The sequence below is a fragment of the Acidimicrobiia bacterium genome, assembly GCA_040880805.1.
Lineage (GTDB): Bacteria > Actinomycetota > Acidimicrobiia > IMCC26256 > DASPTH01 > DASPTH01.
This window is the reverse complement of record JBBDHW010000039.1, coordinates 73,022-88,146: the sequence shown is the minus strand read 5'-3', so window position 1 is coordinate 88,146 and position 15,125 is coordinate 73,022. Positions and strand designations below refer to the sequence as shown.

Sequence of the window (15,125 nt, the reverse complement as noted above, 5' to 3'; positions counted from 1 at the left end):
ATGGCGTGACCTCGCTGCTGGCCACGAACGACTTTCCACCGAAGATCGGCGGAATCCAGTCGTACTTGTACGAGCTTTGGCGACGCCTTCCTCCCGACGAGACGACCGTGCTCACCACCAACTACGCGGATGACAAGGCTTGGGACGCGGTGCGCCGGTTCCGCGTCGTGCGGGCGAAGGAGTCGCAGTTCTTCCCGACTCGACCGCTTCGGGCGCGGATCGACTCGCTTGCCCGCGAAGTCCGCGCCGATGTGATCTTTCTGGACCCGTGGCTGCCGCTCGGGCAGCTCGGCCCACGACTCCGCGCCGCGCCGTACGTCGCCATCGTCCACGGCGCGGAAGTGACGGTGCCGGGCCGGTTGCCGGTCTTGCGTTCGCTCGGCGCCCGCGTCTTGCAGCGCGCGGCCGGGATCGTTGCCGCGAGCGAGTACGCGGCGCACGAGGCGACGCGTGCCGCGCGGCGTCCCCTGCCCGGGGTGGTGGTCCCTCCGGGTGTCGATGGCGAGCGATTCCGCCCGATCGACGCGGGCGAGAGCATGGCGGTCCGTCGGGCGTTCGGGTTCCACGAGGATCGCCCGCTCGTGATCGGGGTCAGCCGCCTGGTTCCCCGCAAGGGTTTCGACGTCCTCGTCGATGCGGTCGCCGGGTTGCCCGACGTGCAGCTCGCGATCGCCGGCGCTGGGCGCGACCGCCGGCGGCTCGAGACGCGCGCGGCGAAGCACGAGTTGGGCGGGCGGGTCCGCTTCCTCGGCCGGGTTCCCGACGGGGTGCTCGCGCCCCTCGTTGCGAGCGCCGACGTGTTCGCCATGCCGTGCCGCGATCGCTGGCTCGGGCTGGAGGCGGAGGGCTTCGGCATCGTGTTCATGGAGGCGGCGGCAGCGGGCGTTCCTGCAGTTGCCGGGCGGAGCGGCGGCTCGCACGAAGCGGTGGTCGACGGCACGACCGGCTTCGTCGTCGATGGGCGGAGCGTGCGTGAAGTGCGGCGCGCGGTCGCTCAACTGGTTGCCGATCCGGAGCTGCGGGAGCGGATGGGGAATGCTGCGCGCGTGCGCGCGGTCAACGAGTTCTCCTACGACCAGCTCGTCACGCGACTTGCGCCCATCGCCGCCGGCGACCTGTCGCAGTTCGGCCAGCTGACGTGAGCGAGTGTCCGGAAATCGAGGGCAGAGGGATCGTGGTGTCCGGGTGGATCGCGAACGCGCTCTTCGCGGTGACCGCGGTGCCGGCCGCAATCACGAGCGAGGATGCGCTCGTTGCGGTCGCGATCGGCACCGCGCTCCTCTTCTTCTTCGTCGCCATCGGCGCCTTCGTGTACGCATTCGCGGTGGCAGTGGCCCGCAGCGCCCGGGGTGACAACGTGGCCGTGGCCAATCTCTTCTTCCTCCAAGGCTCCGCGCCCCGTCCTGTGCAGCGCAGCTTCCTGGCGCTGTTCGTCGTGTGCCTGCTGATCGCGGTCGGCACCGCCGCGTGGGAGCCCTTCGGTGTGCTCGTGCCGATGTTGCCCATCGGGCTCGCCGGTGTGTGGGCAGCCCGCTACGGCACGTTCCCGCCACGCCCGCCCGCCACGCCGCGCCGGCGTGTGTGATTGCATATCGGGCGATGGCAGACGAGGCGCACGAGCAGATCTACGTGGAGGCCGATCCACTGGACTGCTTCGACCTCGCGACCGACTTCGAGGCGTATCCCACGTGGGTCAACGACGTGAAGGAGGCGAAGATCCTGGCGCGCGACGACGCCGGGCGTCCGGCGCGTGTCGAGTACCGCGCCGCTGCGCTCGGCCGCACCATCCGGTACGTCCTCGACTACGACTACCGCGAGCAGCCGGCAGCCTTCTCGTGGAAGCTCGTGGAAGGCGACATGCTCCGCGCGATCGACGGCACGTACGCGTTCGCGGCCGAGGGCATCGGCACGCGCGTTACCTACGACCTGCGGGTCGACCTCTCGATCCCGATGCCCGGGATGATCAAGCGTCGTGCGGCCGGGATGATCACCGGCGCCGCGCTGAAGGATCTCAAGCGTGTCGCGGAGATCCGGTGACCCGGTGACCCGGTGACCGGGCCCGACCAGACCCCGCACCCCGAATCGGTCGACTACGAGTCGGTCGGCAGGGAGGAGCGCGGGCTGCCGCCGCCATCGCCGCTCGAGACCCTCGTCGCCGAACTCCTCGGCGCAGTGCCCGAAGTGCGTGACTCGTTGCTTGCCGCAGCCGATGCTTTGCTCGACGCGGCGCGTGCGCTCATCGACGCCGCCGACCGAGTGCTGCACACAACGGGCGACGAGTCCGACTCGTGACGCGCGCGACATTCGGTGTCGACCTCGGCGGTACGAACCTGCGCGCGGCGGTGGTCGATCGCGACGGCACGATCGCCGACGAGCGCCGCGCCGCGACGCCGGCGACGCTCGACGAGATCGTCGCCGCGATCGCGAGCGCCGTCGACGAGCTCGCACCCGTGAAGCCCGACGTGGGCGCGGTCGGTATCGGAGCGGCGGGAATGGTCGACTTCGACGGCGTGATCAACTACGCGCCCAACGTTCCGGCGTTCGTGCGCGCGCCATTGCGCGAGCTTGTCGCGGACGCGACTGGTCGTTCCGTCGTCGTCGACAACGACGCCAACGTCGCTGCACTCGCCGAGCTCACCCACGGCGCCGCTCAGGGATTCGACAACTTGCTGCTCGTCACGCTCGGCACCGGCATCGGAGGCGGCGTCGTGGTCGGAGGAAAGGTGGTGCGCGGCGCGCACGGCTTCGGCGCGGAGATCGGTCACTTCCAGGTGGATCCCAACGGCCCGATGTGCGTCTGCGGCGAGGTCGGCCACTGGGAGGCGGTCGCCTCGGGGAACGCGCTCGGCGCGCTCGGGCGCGCTCGCGCGGCAGCAGGAGAGGCGGGATCGATCCTCGCGCGCGTAGGCGGCGACGTCGAGGCCATCAGGGGCGTGCACGTCGGCGACGCGGCACAGTCGGGCGCGCCGGACGCGGTGGCGTTGCTGCGCGAGTACGCGCAGCAGGTCGCGGTGGGATTAGTCGGGCTGGCGAACATCCTCGACCCGCAGGTGATCTTGATCTCGGGCGGCCTGGTGGAGCTCGGGGGCGTGCTGCTCGACCCGTTGCGCGAGTGGTTCGAGGGTCACATCGAGGGCGCCCGGTACCGCGCGGCGATCGAGATCCTCCCGGCCGCGCTCGGCGAGGAAGCCGGTGTGGTCGGCGCGGCCGTGCTCGCGCGCACGCTCGACGCGTGATCAGGATCAGATGATTCGTTTGGGTTTGACCCTCCCGTCGTTCCGCGAGGACGCCGGACCCGCGCTCGCGGTCGCGGCCGCCGCCGAGGCGGCAGGGCTCGACGGTGTGTTCGCATACGATCACCTGTTCCGTCGCGCGGCGGACGGCACCCGGCGCCCGGCGCTCGAACTGCTCACGTTGATGGGTGCAGTGGCCGCCGAAACGGACCGGATCGCGATCGGCTCGCTCGTCGCGCGCGCGACGCTCCGCCCTCCGGCGGTGCTCGCGCACGGTTTCGACACGGTCGCGCGCATTGCCGGCCCGGAGCGCGTGATCGCGGCGATCGGGGCGGGCGACGAGGAGAGCCGCGAGGAGAACGAGAGCTTCGGACTCGAGTTCGGCACGGTGCAGGAGCGCGTCGCGGCGCTCCGTGACGCGGTCGACGCCACGCGCGACCACGGGTACCCCGTGTGGGTGGGTGGCCGCGACCCGGCCGTGCGCGAGCTCGCGGCCGCACACGCCGACGGCTGGAACCGGTGGGGCGCCGGCTCCGTGCCCGAACGGGAAGCCCGCATCGCGCGGTTTCGCGCGCAAGCCGCCGATCTGCGCATCGCGGCGGTGCGCACGCCGTTCGCGATCTCGTGGGGTGGGTTGGTCGTGCTCGGTGCCGACGAACGCGACGCCGACGCGAAATCCGAGCGGCTCACTGTCGGACCGCAGGTCATCGTGGGAGGTCCGGAGCGCGTCGCCGACTCGTTGCGTGACTACGTGGACGCGGGCGCCGACTGGGTGATCATCGGACCGGTCGACTCGTCGAATCCGGAGAACGCGCGCATGCTCGGCGAGTTGGTGTTACCACTCCTGCGTGGGTGATCGGCGTCGTCCCTTGAAGTGCACGAAGAGGCCTTCGGCGTCCGCCGTGACGGAGCCGTCGACTGACAGCGTGCCGTGCACCTGGACGCGCTTTCCTTCCACGCGCGGCCGCGGCACTCTGAACTCCACGGGCACGCCGACCGGTGTGGGCTTGCGGTAGCGGATCGTGAGCTTTCCGGTCATGCCGGGGAAGCCGGCCTGCACGTTGGCCCACCCCAGGATCTCGTCGAATGCGAACGCGACCCAACCTCCGTGCACGGTGCCGGGCGGGCCGGTGTGCCCGTTCGAGAACTGACCGCGCGCCACCAGGCCGTCGTGGTCAAGTTCGAACTGCCACGACGGCATCGGCGCGCGCTGTCCGTCGAACGGGATCAAACGCTGCTCCGGCGAGAGCTCGTCACGCGCTGTTTCGATCTCTTCTGACACGCGGTCGATCGCGTGCGCGGCGTGCACGAGGGTTGGTCCGTCGAGCGTTCGCGAGTCGACCGCGACGTCGAGGAGCCGTCGCACCGCACCCGCGAGCAGTGAGTACTCCTCGGCGTCCGTTGGCACGGGTCGAAAGCTACCCGGGGGCGCCGGACCCCCCTGGTACCGTGCAGGGGATGGAGTTCCGCCGGATCAACGCGCTCCCGCCCTATGTCCTCGGCGTCATGGACGCATTGAAGATCGAGGCACGGCGCGCCGGCGAGGACGTGATCGACTTGGGGTTCGGCAATCCCGACATCCCGTCGCCCGACGTCGCGGTGAAGAAGCTCGCGGAGGCCGTCGAGAACCCGCGCAACCACCGCTATTCGTCGAGCCGCGGTATTCCCAAGCTGCGCCTCGCGATCACCGATCTCTATCGCCGCCGCTTCGGTGTGGAGCTCGATCCCGACACGCAGGCATGCACCACGATCGGCGCGAAGGAAGGTTTCTCGCACCTGATGTGGGTGCTGCTCGGGCCGGGCGACGCGGCGCTCGTGCCGAGCCCGTCGTACCCGATCCACATCTGGGGTCCGTTGTTCGCGGGTGCCGAGGTTCGCCACGTGCGGCTCGGTCCGGAACAAGACTTCTTCGCCAACCTGCTCGAAGCCTGGGAAGACTCCTGGCCGCGGCCGCGGGTGATCGTGCTGTCGTTCCCGCACAATCCCACCACCGCGTGCGTCGACATCGAGTTCATGACGCGCATGGTCGACTTCGCGCGTGAGCACGACGTGCAGCTCGTCCACGACTTCGCGTACGCAGACCTCGGTTTCGACGGCTACAGCCCACCGTCGATCCTCCAGGTTCCCGGCGCGACCGACGTTGCCGTCGAGCTCTACACGCTGACGAAGTCGTTCTCGATGGCGGGTTGGCGGATGGGGTTCCTGCTCGGCAACGCCGAAGTGGTCGCTGCGCTCGCGAAGTTGAAGAGCTATCTCGACTACGGAACGTTCCAGCCCATCCAGATCGCGTCGATCGTCGCGATGAACGAAGCGCCCGACTACCCGCTCGAGGTGAACCAGGTGTACCTCGGGCGGCGCGACGCGCTCGTCGACGGACTCGCGCGGATCGGATGGGAGATCGAAAGGCCGAAGGGCACGATGTTCGTGTGGGCGCCTGTGCCCGGTCCCTACGAGGAGCTCGGCAGCCTCGAGTTCGCGAAGCTGCTGATCCGCGAGGCCAAGGTGGCCGTGTCGCCCGGCGTCGGCTTCGGCCCCGGCGGCGAGGGCTTCGTGCGGTTCGCGCTCGTCGAGAACGAGCACCGGATCGGTCAGGCCGTCCGCGGCATCCGCCGCGCCCTCACCAAGCTCGGTTAGTGCCTTTTGGACGTCGAGTTCGGGAGAGGAGACCGTCGACGTGGTGTCAGTCCGCCGCCCAACCTCGGGCGCGGGCGACGCCGCGGTGCCAGTCGGCGCGCCGGCGTTCGAGATCGGGGAGTAGGTGTGGCGCAAACGCGGCGTCCTCCTGCCACGCGCTCGCGGCCTCCTCGGGTGACGCCCACACACCCTCGGCGATGCCCGCGAGGAGCGCGGCGCCGAGCGCGGTGGTCTCGCGCACGACAGGTCGCCGCACCGTGACGCCGAGCACGTCGGCTTGGAACTGGCAGAGCACGTCCATCGCGCTCGCCCCGCCGTCGACGCGCAATTCGATGACGGCGGCGCCGCCGGCCGCGGTGATCGCGTCGACGACATCGGCCGTCTGCCACGCCATCGACTCCACGGCGGCGCGCACGACGTGGGCACGCGACGTGCCGCGCGTGAGCCCGAGGAGCGCGCCGCGCGCGTGTGGATCCCAGTAGGGCGACCCGAGCCCCGTGAACGCGGGCACGAACACGACGCCGTCGGTGTCGGCGACGCTCTCGGCGAGCGGCCCTGCCTCCGCGGCGTCGGCCACGATGCCGAGCCCGTCGCGCAGCCACTGGATCGCGGCGCCGGTCACGAAGATCGAGCCTTCGAGCGCGTACGTGGCCGCGGAACCGAGTGTCCACGCGACGGTGGTGAGCAGGCCCTCGACGGGCGGTGGGTGTGAACCGCCGAGGTTTACCAGCACGAACGAGCCGGTGCCGTAGGTGTTCTTGCTCATCCCCGGCGTGAAGCAGGCCTGCCCGAAGAGCGCAGCCTGCTGATCGCCCGCGATGCCGCTCACGGGTGCGTGCAGGCCCGCGGCGCAATCGGGTGAGGTCATCCCGAAGCGCCCGCTCGTCGCGCGCGCGTCGGGCAGACACGAGGCCGGGATGTCGAACAGCGCGAGCAGTTCATCGGACCACGCGAGCGCGTCGATGTCGAAGAGCAGCGTTCGGCTTGCGTTCGACGGCTCGGTCGCGTGCACGCCGCCCGCCGCGGCTCCGGTGAGGTTCCAGAGGATCCACGAGTCGACGGTGCCGAACGCGAGTGAAGGAGTGCGCTCGACTCCACCCTCGGTGAGGAGCCACTCGAGCTTCGTGGCGGAGAAGTACGGGTCGAGCACGAGCCCGGTGCGCGCGCGCACAAGCGGCTCGTACCCGTCGGTACGCAGCGCGTCGCAGCGGTCGGCGGTGCGGCGGTCCTGCCACACGAGCGCGTCGTGGAGCGCGGTGCCGGTGTGTCGGTCCCACACCACGGTGGTCTCGCGCTGGTTCGTGATCCCGATCGCCGCGACCGGTTCGCCGTCGATCGCGGTGACGACGTCGTGCAGGGTTTCCGACACCGCGGACCAGATCTCAGTCGGGTTGTGCTCGACCCAACCGGGCCGCGGGAAGTGCTGGGCGAACTCGCGGTACGCGAACGCACCGGGCCGGCCGTGCTCGTCGACGGCGACCGTGCGCACGCCGGTTGTCCCCGCGTCGATCGCCAGCACGACCCCCATGCTCAGAGCTGCCGCGTCGCTCTCAGCATCCGGGCGAGCGCGCGGCCGGTGGCGCGGTCGCGGAATCGGAACTCGAACACGAGCCGGCGCCCGTCGCTCGCCACCACGAGCACCTGGTACATGGTGAGGAGGGAGCGCGCCCGTTCGAGGGCGAGGTGCTCGATCAACTCTGCGAGCACCGGCTCCGCCTCGCCATTCCCGCGGGAACGCCGCTCGAACACGAACAGCCGGCGATCGGTGAGCGCGAGCAAATGGAGGTGCCGCCCGGTGAAGAGAAGGCCGGTGAACGGAAGAGCGGTGCGGCCGACGCGTGCCGCCCAGGTGACCGACATGCCGAGCAGTTCCTCTCCGGTGTCGAGCCGTGGCACGACGAGTGCGGCGATCTGCCTGCGCCGTGCCTCCCGAGTCATCGCCGCACGTTATCGACGGGCAACATGCCGAGGGGCAACATACTGGTGACTCGGTAGGAAGGGAGCGGCGATGCGCATCGGCGTGCTCACCGGCGGGGGCGACTGCCCCGGCCTCAATGCGGTGATCCGTGCCGTCGTCCGCAAGGGCGAAGGCGTGTACGGCCATCAGATCGTGGGCTTCCGGCACGGGTGGCGCGGCGTGCTCGACGGCGAGGTGGTGGAGCTCACGATCGCGAGCACCCGTGGGCTCGTCCACCTGGGCGGCACGATCCTCGGGACATCGCGCACGAACCCGACCACGTCGGACGACGGGATGGCGCGGGTACTCGCCACGCTCACGCGGGAGCGAATCGACGCGTTGATCGTGATCGGCGGCGAAGACACGCTCGGGGTCGCGGCCGCGCTCGCGGCAGAGGGCGTCGCTGTCGTCGGCGTGCCGAAGACGATCGACAACGACCTCTCCTCGACCGATTTCACGTTCGGGTTCCATACCGCGGTGCAGATCGCGACCGACGCCATCGACCGCCTGCACACCACCGCGGAGAGCCACGACCGCGTGATGGTCGTGGAGGTGATGGGTCGGCACGCCGGGTGGATCGCGACCTACTCCGGCATCGCGGGCGGCGCCGACATCGTGCTCGTGCCCGAACAGCCCTTCGACATCGCCGAGGTGTGCGAGCGGATCGAGCATCGGCATCGGCTGGGCTCCAGTTTCTCGATCGTGGTGGTCGCGGAGGGCGCGGTGCCGGTGGAGGGCACGATGGCCCTGCAGAGCGGCGAAGTCGACGCGTTCGGACACGTTCGCCTGGGCGGGATCAGCAACGTGGTCGGGCAGGAGATCGAGCGGCGCACGGGCTACGAGACGCGCGTCACCATCCTCGGTCACTTGTTGCGCGGCGGCACGCCCACCGCGTACGACCGTGTGCTTGCCACCCGGTTCGGCGTCGCCGCGATCGACGCCGCCGACCAAGGTGCCTTCGGTGTGATGGTCGCGTTACGCGGTCCGAACATCGAGCGCGTGCCGATCGACGAAGCGGTCCGTGAGCAGAGGACGGTCGACCCCGAGCTCGTGGAGGTCGCGAGCGTCTTCTTTGCCTGACGCTTTACGGGTGGAAGTAAGGTCCAACGCAAATGGGAACCGCTCTCGACGACCTCGTCGATCTGCTCGACCTCGAGCGACTCGAGGTGAACCTGTTCCGCGGTGTGAGCCCCGAGGATGGCCGCATCCGCGTGTTCGGCGGCCAGGTGCTCGCCCAGGCGCTGATCGCCGCGGGCCGCACGGTCGACGCCGAGATCCCCGTGCACTCGCTCCACGCGTACTTCCTGCGCCCCGGTGACCCGGGGCACCCGATCGTGTTCGACGTCGACCGCATCCGCGACGGGCGGAGCTTTACGACGCGGCGCGTCGTCGCCATCCAGCACGGGCGGGCGATCTTCAACGTGGCCACGTCGTTCCACGTGGTCGAGGACGGACCCGAGCACAGCGACCCGATGCCCGACGTCCCCGTGCCCGAGGACATCGCCCCGACACCGCGCCCGGAGTGGCGACGGCCCGCGCAGCTCGACCGCAGCGCGGCGGATTGGCGGAAGGAACAGCCGATCGAGATGCGCTTCGTGGGCACCCCCACATGGGCGCGCACCGAGCCGGGGGAGGCCGACCAGGATGCGTGGCAGCGTACCATCGGCACGTTGCCCGACGACCCGCTCCTGCACGCCGCGATCGTGGCGTACGCGTCCGACCACATGTTGCTCAGTACCGCCGCACTTCCGCACGCCCCGGGCTGGGGGCAGGAGAAGTTCATGACCGCCAGCCTCGATCACGTGATGTGGTTCCACCGCCCGTGCCGCGCCGACGAGTGGTTGCTGTACCACCTCCACAGCCCGGCGGCCGCCCGTGCCCGCGGCCTGTCGTTCGGTGGGATCTTCCGGCCTGACGGCGTTCAGTGCATCACGATCGCGCAGGAAGGCCTCCTCCGGCCGGTGGGCTGAGGCTGAGGGTCGGGACGAACGCGCGATGCCGTCACCATCGGGAGCCGTCGACCTCCGCTCCGACACTGTCACTACGCCGACACCCGAGATGCGGCGCGCGATTGCCGACGCCGAGGTCGGCGACGACGCGTACGGCGAGGATCCCACCGTGCGGCGACTCGAGTCGCTCGCGGCTGCGCTCCTGGGCAAGGAAGCCGCGCTCTACGTGCCGTCCGGCACGATGGCGAACCAGCTTGCGCTCCGACTCCTCGGAAGGCCCGGCACCGACGTGCTCTGTGGCGAGCGCTCGCACGTGTACCGATACGAGCACGCGGGCGCTGCGGGCAACGCTCGCGTGCAGCTCCGGCCGTTGCCCGACACCGACGGACTGTTATCGGTCGACGACCTCGAACGCAGCATCGCGTCGCAAGCGCATCATCTGCCTGAGATCTCGGCGCTCGCGCTGGAGAACACGCACATGCCTGCGAGCGGCAGGCCCTGGCGCACCACAGAACTCGGCGCAGTGATCGGGAAGGCACGCGGGCACGGGCTCGCAGTGCACTGCGACGGCGCACGCATCTGGAACGCGTCGATCGCGCTCGGCATCTCGCCGGCGGTGCTCGCCTCGGGGACCGACACCGTGATGTTCTGCCTGTCGAAGGGGCTCTCGGCACCGGTCGGCTCGCTCCTCTGCGGTACCAGCGACGCGATCGCCGTCGCGCGCGAGGACCGCTCGCGGCTGGGTGGAGGGATGCGCCAGGCCGGCGTGATCGCGGCTGCGGGAGTGGTCGCGCTCGAGACCATGGTCGACCGCCTCGCCGACGACCACGAGCGCGCGCGGCGCCTCGCCGACGTGCTCGCCGACCGGTTCCCCGGCAGTGTCGATCCCGCGCACGTCGAGACCAACATCGTGTGCGCGTGCGCGAGCGCGTTGCCGGCCAACCTCTTGGCGTCGCTCGCGGCGCGCGGGGTGCTTGCCGGCACCATCGACGTCGACACCGTGCGGTTCGTCACGCACAAGGACGTCGACGACGGCGATCTCGACCGCGCGGTCGCTGCGCTCGACGAGCTCGCCGTCGCCACCTGACCGCTACCCTCGGGGGAGTGGTCACCGAGGTCGGCGACAATCCCGCGAGTGCGCTCGCGGTGTATGCACATCCCGACGACGCCGAGATCGCGGCGGGCGGCACGCTCGCGAAGTGGGCGGCTGCCGGCGCGTCGGTCTGGGTGCTCGTCACCGCGCGCGGCGAGAAGGGCGCGGACGATCCCCATGCCGACCTCGACCGGCTCGCCGAGCTCCGTGTGGAGGAAACGGCGAAGGCGGCGGCGCTGCTCGGGCTCGCCGGTCACTTCCACCTCGGCTACGACGACGGCGAGCTTCCCGACGACCGCGAGCTGCGAGGTGCGATCGTACGCTTCGTGCGCGAGCTGAAGCCTGAAGTCGTGCTGTGCCCGGACCCGACCGCCGTGTTCTTCGGCGACGGCTACTTCAACCATCACGACCACCGCGTGACGGGCTGGGCCACGCTCGACGCCGTCGCACCCGCGGCGGGAAACCCGCACTACTTCCCGGAGCACCTGCGCGACGGCCTCGAGGTCCACCAGGTGCGCGCGGTGTACCTGTCGGGCACGCTCGAGCCGAACTCGTGGGTCGACATCGCGGACACGCTCGAACGCAAGATCGACGGCCTGTTCTGCCACGCGAGCCGTTTGGTCGAGGCTGACGACTGGTTCCGTCAGTTCTTGCGCGAGCGCGCCGAGCAGGGTGGGGCGGAGGCAGGGATGCGCTACGCCGAGCCGTTCCGCCGTATCACGCTGTCGAGCTGAACCCGCTTCTCCGTTCGGGCACGCAGCCGGCTCTCCGTGCCTGAACGATGCTCAGCGTGTGTGGCGGTTCCACTCCGACATCGCGCGGAGGACGAGCACTGCCACGATGCCCACGCCCGCGGCGCCGATCATGGCACCGAGGAACGTCCCCAACAGTCGGGCGGCGTCGGAGTCGGAGCCCACGTCGGCCACGCCGAAGCCGATGATGCCGCCGAAGATGCCGGCGATCACCACCGCGGAGAAGGCCAGGATGAAAGCGCTACGGGACGGCAGCATCGGTGGCGCGGCGTCGGGCGCCGCCAATGCGTCGTCTGGTGCGTCGTCTGGAGCGCGGGGAGTTTCAGACGCGTCGGTCACCGGCCGATGGTATTGCCATGCAGGAGCCCACAACTACCCGGCCGATAGGCTCGCCCGCGATGCGCGTTCTCGTGTTGTTGCCAACGTACAACGAGATCGAGAACATCGAGGATGTGCTCCGTCGTACGCGCGTCGCCCTTCCCGACGCTGACGTGCTCGTCATCGACGACGGCAGTCCTGACGGCACCGCCGACCGGGCGGAGAAGCTCGATGTCGACCTCGGGGGAATCGACGTGCTGCGCCGAGGCTCGAAGTCGGGCCTCGGCTCCGCGTACCGGGCCGGGTTCCGCGTGGGTCTCGCGCGCGGCTACGACGTGATGATCGAGATGGACGCCGACCTCTCCCACGATCCCGCGGTGCTGCCCGATCTCGTTGCGGCCGTCGAGCGCGGGGCAGACCTCGCGATCGGCTCGCGCTACGTGCGGGGCGGCTCGATTCCCGACTGGAAGTGGGCACGCCGGGCGATCTCGCGTGGCGGCTGCCTCTACGCCCGCACGATGCTGGGGCTGTCGGTCCACGACGCCACCGCCGGGTTCCGCGTGTACCACCGCCGCGCGCTCCAGGCGATCCCGCTCGACGACGTGCGCGCCGACGGGTACGGCTTCCAGGTGGAGATGACCTACCTCACCGAGCGCAGCGGCGGGAAGGTTGTCGAGATCCCCATCACGTTCCGCGACCGCACGCTCGGGCGGTCGAAGATGTCGATGCGCATCGTGCTCGAAGCGCTGGTGCTCGTCACCTGGTGGGGGATCCGCGACCGGGTGCGCCACCTGTCACGCCATTCCACGCACGCGCGAGACTGAGCCACATGCCGTTCCACGAGTTCACCGTCGCCGGTGCGCTCGTGGAGTCCGACGCGGGGCTCCTGCTCGTGCAGAACCGGCGGCGAAGCGGTGCGATGGAATGGAGCACACCCGGAGGCGTCATCGACGCGACCGACGCGACGCTGCTCGCGGGTCTCGCGCGCGAGGTCGAGGAGGAGACCGGCTTCCGCGTCACGGGATGGGAGGGACCGCTCTACGAGGTGCGCGCGATCGCACTCGGGCTCGGCTGGTCGTTGCGATGTGAAGTGCATCGCGCGCTCGGTTTCGAAGGCGAACTGCGTGTCGACGACCCCGACGGCATCGTGGTCGACGCGGTGTTCGCCCGTCCGCACGAGTGGGCCGACCTGCTCCGCCCGTGCGCGCAGTGGGTCCGTGAGCCGCTGCTCGCGTGGCTCGACGAACGGTGGGGTCCACAGGAGCACCGTGCGTTCGCGTACGACGTGCTCGGCACCCAGCGTGACCAGATTCGCGTCGAGCGAACGTCGAAGTGACAGGGACCGGCTCCGTGCCCGAACGGGAAGCCGGCTCCGTGCCTGAACGGGAAGCCGGCTCCGTGCCCGAACGGCAAGGCGGCGATCCGAGCATCCTGCACGTGGACCTCGACGCGTTCTACGCGTCGGTGGAGCAGCTCGAGGACCCATCCCTCGTAGGGAAGCCCGTGATCGTCGGTGGTCTCGGCCCGCGCGGCGTGGTGGCCGCGGCCAGCTACGAGGCGCGCCGCTTCGGTGTGTACTCCGCGACGCCGATGGCGCGGGCGCGCCGCGCCTGTCCCGAGGGCGTGTTCCTCGCGCCGCGTTTCGACCTCTACAACGAGAAGAGTCGCGGCGTCATGCGGATCCTGCGCTCGTTCACGCCGCTCGTCGAGCCCATCGCGTCCGACGAGGCCTTCCTCGACGTCGCCGGTGCGGCGCGCATCCACGGTTCGGGCCGCGAGTGCGCCGTCACGATCCGCACCCGCGTGCGCGACGAGACCGGGCTCACGGCGTCGGTCGGGGTCGCGCGCACGAAGCTGCTCGCGAAGCTCGCCAGCGATCTCGCCAAGCCCGACGGGCTGCTCGTCGTCGAACCGGGAACCGAGCTCGAGTTCCTCCATCCACTTCCCGTCGAGCGACTCTGGGGCGTGGGCCCCGCGACCCGCAAACGTCTCGTGGCGTATGGGGTCACGACGGTCGGCGAGCTCGCCGCGTTGCCCGAGGCCGCGCTCGTCTCGGCGGTCGGCGGCGCGCATGGGCGGCACCTGCACGCCCTCGCCTGGAACCGCGACGACCGGCCGGTGGAGCCGACACGAGCCGCCAAGTCGGTCGGTCACGAGCAGACGTTCGCGACCGACGTCACCGACCGCGCGACGCTCGATCGTGAGGTCGGGCGACTCGCCGACGGTGTCGGGTCGCGGCTCCGTGCCGCGGGTCGGATCGGGCGTAGGGTCCAGCTCAAGGTTCGGTATGCGAGCTTCCGCACGATCACCCGTTCGCGCACACTTGCGGAGCCCACGGACCTCGCTGCCGACATCGCCACCGTGGCCCGTGCGCTTCTGCACGACGTGCCCGATCTCACGCATGGCGTTCGCCTGCTCGGTGTGTCGATGCAGCAGCTCTCGGTCCCCACGCCCACGCAGCCCGACCTGTTCGGGCCGGATCTCTTCGCACGGGAGGCGGAGAGATCTCCGACTCCACCGGGTTCGGCGGGGTCGGCGGCGGCGTCACGGCGAGAGGAATGGCAGGCCTTGGAGCGGACGATCGACGCCGTGCGGGCCCGGTTCGGCCGCGATGCGGTGGGGCGGGCTTTCCGCTCGGGCACGGAGCCGGAATCCGGTCGCGTTGAGCACACACCGGCCGTGCGCGAGAATGGGGATGCGTAGTGGGTCCGCTCGGGTAGTCCGGGACAGGAATTGATGCCGCTCTCCGAAGACGAACAACGAATTCTCAACGAGATCGAGGAGAACCTCTCCGCGACCGATCCCAAGTTGGTCCAGCAGGTCTCCGACACCACGCTGTACCGGCACGCGGCACGGGTCATCAAGTGGTCGGTGGGGGGCTTCATCGCCGGGCTCCTGCTCATGATCTTCACGTTCACCACCACCCTGATCCTCGGCATCGTCGGGTTCGTGGTGATGCTCGGCTGTGCCCTCGCCATCGAGCACAACGTGCGCAAGCTCGGGCGCGCGGGCTTCGAGAGCCTCACCAGCTCGATGCGCAACGGCACCCTGAAGAACATGCTCGGGAACGCGGGCACCCGCTGGCGCGAGCGCTGGGGTCGCGACGACCCGCCGTCCTGACCGGCTCCGTGCCCGAACGGGGAAGCCGGCTCCGTGCCTGAACGGGGAAGCCGGCTCCGTGCCTGAACG

At 70.3% G+C, this 15,125-nt stretch carries 19 protein-coding genes; 15 read left to right on the top strand and 4 right to left on the bottom strand.

Annotated elements, in window-relative coordinates:
- Positions 1-5 precede the first annotated feature (5 nt).
- From WD271_10390 to WD271_10365, 6 genes are read left to right on the top strand one after another with little or no spacing between them, the layout of a single operon-like run.
- A complete protein-coding gene (locus WD271_10390) occupies positions 6-1,142 on the top strand; it encodes a glycosyltransferase family 4 protein (GenBank protein ID MEX1008236.1) in 1,137 nt (378 codons plus the stop codon).
- 35 nt (positions 1,143-1,177) lie between these two features.
- Positions 1,178-1,585, top strand: coding sequence for a hypothetical protein (locus tag WD271_10385; GenBank protein ID MEX1008235.1), 408 nt, complete (start codon positions 1,178-1,180; stop codon positions 1,583-1,585).
- Between the two features lie 14 nt (positions 1,586-1,599).
- Positions 1,600-2,037, top strand: coding sequence for an SRPBCC family protein (locus tag WD271_10380; protein MEX1008234.1), 438 nt, complete (start codon positions 1,600-1,602; stop codon positions 2,035-2,037).
- 12 nt (positions 2,038-2,049) lie between these two features.
- A complete protein-coding gene (locus WD271_10375; GenBank protein ID MEX1008233.1) occupies positions 2,050-2,292 on the top strand; it encodes a hypothetical protein in 243 nt (80 codons plus the stop codon).
- Entirely contained in the window at positions 2,289-3,236 is a 948-nt protein-coding gene (locus WD271_10370) for an ROK family protein (protein ID MEX1008232.1), read from the top strand. Before WD271_10375 ends, WD271_10370 begins: the two co-directional genes overlap by 4 nt.
- Positions 3,237-3,261: 25 nt before the next feature.
- A complete protein-coding gene (locus WD271_10365; GenBank protein MEX1008231.1) occupies positions 3,262-4,089 on the top strand; it encodes an LLM class flavin-dependent oxidoreductase in 828 nt (275 codons plus the stop codon).
- Here WD271_10365 and WD271_10360 read toward each other — a convergent pair.
- Entirely contained in the window at positions 4,069-4,641 is a 573-nt protein-coding gene (locus tag WD271_10360; protein MEX1008230.1) for a PaaI family thioesterase, read from the bottom strand. The genes WD271_10365 and WD271_10360 overlap by 21 nt on opposite strands.
- Before the next feature lie 50 nt (positions 4,642-4,691).
- Here WD271_10360 and WD271_10355 point away from each other — a divergent pair, with 50 nt between their 5' ends.
- Positions 4,692-5,867, top strand: a complete 1,176-nt coding sequence (locus WD271_10355; GenBank protein MEX1008229.1) for an aminotransferase class I/II-fold pyridoxal phosphate-dependent enzyme — start codon at positions 4,692-4,694, stop codon at positions 5,865-5,867.
- A gap of 46 nt (positions 5,868-5,913) precedes the next feature.
- Here the strand turns inward: WD271_10355 and glpK are convergent, their stop codons facing one another.
- The gene (gene glpK / locus WD271_10350; GenBank protein MEX1008228.1) at positions 5,914-7,395 is read right to left on the bottom strand and encodes a glycerol kinase GlpK; all 1,482 of its coding nucleotides are present in this window, start codon (positions 7,393-7,395) and stop codon (positions 5,914-5,916) included.
- Between the two features lie 2 nt (positions 7,396-7,397).
- Positions 7,398-7,805: a hypothetical protein gene (locus WD271_10345; protein ID MEX1008227.1), complete on the bottom strand. Its 408-nt coding sequence runs from the start codon at positions 7,803-7,805 to the stop codon at positions 7,398-7,400.
- 70 nt (positions 7,806-7,875) lie between these two features.
- Between WD271_10345 and WD271_10340 the strand changes: the two genes are divergently transcribed.
- The 4 genes from WD271_10340 to WD271_10325 are packed head-to-tail and all read left to right on the top strand — an operon-like array spanning position 7,876 to position 11,600.
- Positions 7,876-8,904 carry an ATP-dependent 6-phosphofructokinase gene (locus tag WD271_10340; protein MEX1008226.1) on the top strand — a complete coding sequence of 343 codons (1,029 nt, stop codon included), beginning with the start codon at positions 7,876-7,878 and terminating at the stop codon, positions 8,902-8,904.
- A gap of 32 nt (positions 8,905-8,936) precedes the next feature.
- Positions 8,937-9,794 carry an acyl-CoA thioesterase II gene (locus WD271_10335; protein ID MEX1008225.1) on the top strand — a complete coding sequence of 286 codons (858 nt, stop codon included), beginning with the start codon at positions 8,937-8,939 and terminating at the stop codon, positions 9,792-9,794.
- 25 nt (positions 9,795-9,819) lie between these two features.
- The gene (locus WD271_10330; GenBank protein ID MEX1008224.1) at positions 9,820-10,860 is read left to right on the top strand and encodes a GntG family PLP-dependent aldolase; all 1,041 of its coding nucleotides are present in this window, start codon (positions 9,820-9,822) and stop codon (positions 10,858-10,860) included.
- Positions 10,861-10,877: 17 nt separating this feature from the next.
- Entirely contained in the window at positions 10,878-11,600 is a 723-nt protein-coding gene (locus tag WD271_10325) for a PIG-L deacetylase family protein (GenBank protein MEX1008223.1), read from the top strand.
- A 51-nt stretch (positions 11,601-11,651) separates the two neighbouring features.
- Here WD271_10325 and WD271_10320 read toward each other — a convergent pair whose 3' ends face one another.
- Positions 11,652-11,957: a hypothetical protein gene (locus WD271_10320; protein ID MEX1008222.1), complete on the bottom strand. Its 306-nt coding sequence runs from the start codon at positions 11,955-11,957 to the stop codon at positions 11,652-11,654.
- Positions 11,958-12,016: 59 nt separating this feature from the next.
- Between WD271_10320 and WD271_10315 the strand changes: the two genes are divergently transcribed.
- The 4 genes from WD271_10315 to WD271_10300 are packed head-to-tail and all read left to right on the top strand — an operon-like array spanning position 12,017 to position 15,056.
- Positions 12,017-12,760: a polyprenol monophosphomannose synthase gene (locus WD271_10315; GenBank protein ID MEX1008221.1), complete on the top strand. Its 744-nt coding sequence runs from the start codon at positions 12,017-12,019 to the stop codon at positions 12,758-12,760.
- A gap of 5 nt (positions 12,761-12,765) precedes the next feature.
- Entirely contained in the window at positions 12,766-13,272 is a 507-nt protein-coding gene (locus WD271_10310; GenBank protein MEX1008220.1) for an NUDIX hydrolase, read from the top strand.
- A 14-nt stretch (positions 13,273-13,286) separates the two neighbouring features.
- Positions 13,287-14,639, top strand: a complete 1,353-nt coding sequence (locus WD271_10305) for a DNA polymerase IV (GenBank protein ID MEX1008219.1) — start codon at positions 13,287-13,289, stop codon at positions 14,637-14,639.
- Between the two features lie 33 nt (positions 14,640-14,672).
- Entirely contained in the window at positions 14,673-15,056 is a 384-nt protein-coding gene (locus WD271_10300) for a DUF3040 domain-containing protein (protein ID MEX1008218.1), read from the top strand.
- Positions 15,057-15,125: the final 69 nt, after the last annotated feature.

Coding starts and splice junctions, on each gene's coding strand:
- WD271_10380 (MEX1008234.1), top strand. CDS start 1,600: ATGGCAGACGAGGCGCACGAGCAGATCTACGTGGAGGCCGATCCACTG.
- WD271_10355 (MEX1008229.1), top strand. CDS start 4,692: ATGGAGTTCCGCCGGATCAACGCGCTCCCGCCCTATGTCCTCGGCGTC.
- glpK (MEX1008228.1), bottom strand. CDS start 7,395: ATGGGGGTCGTGCTGGCGATCGACGCGGGGACAACCGGCGTGCGCACG.
- WD271_10345 (MEX1008227.1), bottom strand. CDS start 7,805: ATGACTCGGGAGGCACGGCGCAGGCAGATCGCCGCACTCGTCGTGCCA.
- WD271_10340 (MEX1008226.1), top strand. CDS start 7,876: ATGCGCATCGGCGTGCTCACCGGCGGGGGCGACTGCCCCGGCCTCAAT.
- WD271_10335 (MEX1008225.1), top strand. CDS start 8,937: ATGGGAACCGCTCTCGACGACCTCGTCGATCTGCTCGACCTCGAGCGA.
- WD271_10330 (MEX1008224.1), top strand. CDS start 9,820: ATGCCGTCACCATCGGGAGCCGTCGACCTCCGCTCCGACACTGTCACT.
- WD271_10315 (MEX1008221.1), top strand. CDS start 12,017: ATGCGCGTTCTCGTGTTGTTGCCAACGTACAACGAGATCGAGAACATC.
- WD271_10310 (MEX1008220.1), top strand. CDS start 12,766: ATGCCGTTCCACGAGTTCACCGTCGCCGGTGCGCTCGTGGAGTCCGAC.
- WD271_10300 (MEX1008218.1), top strand. CDS start 14,673: ATGCCGCTCTCCGAAGACGAACAACGAATTCTCAACGAGATCGAGGAG.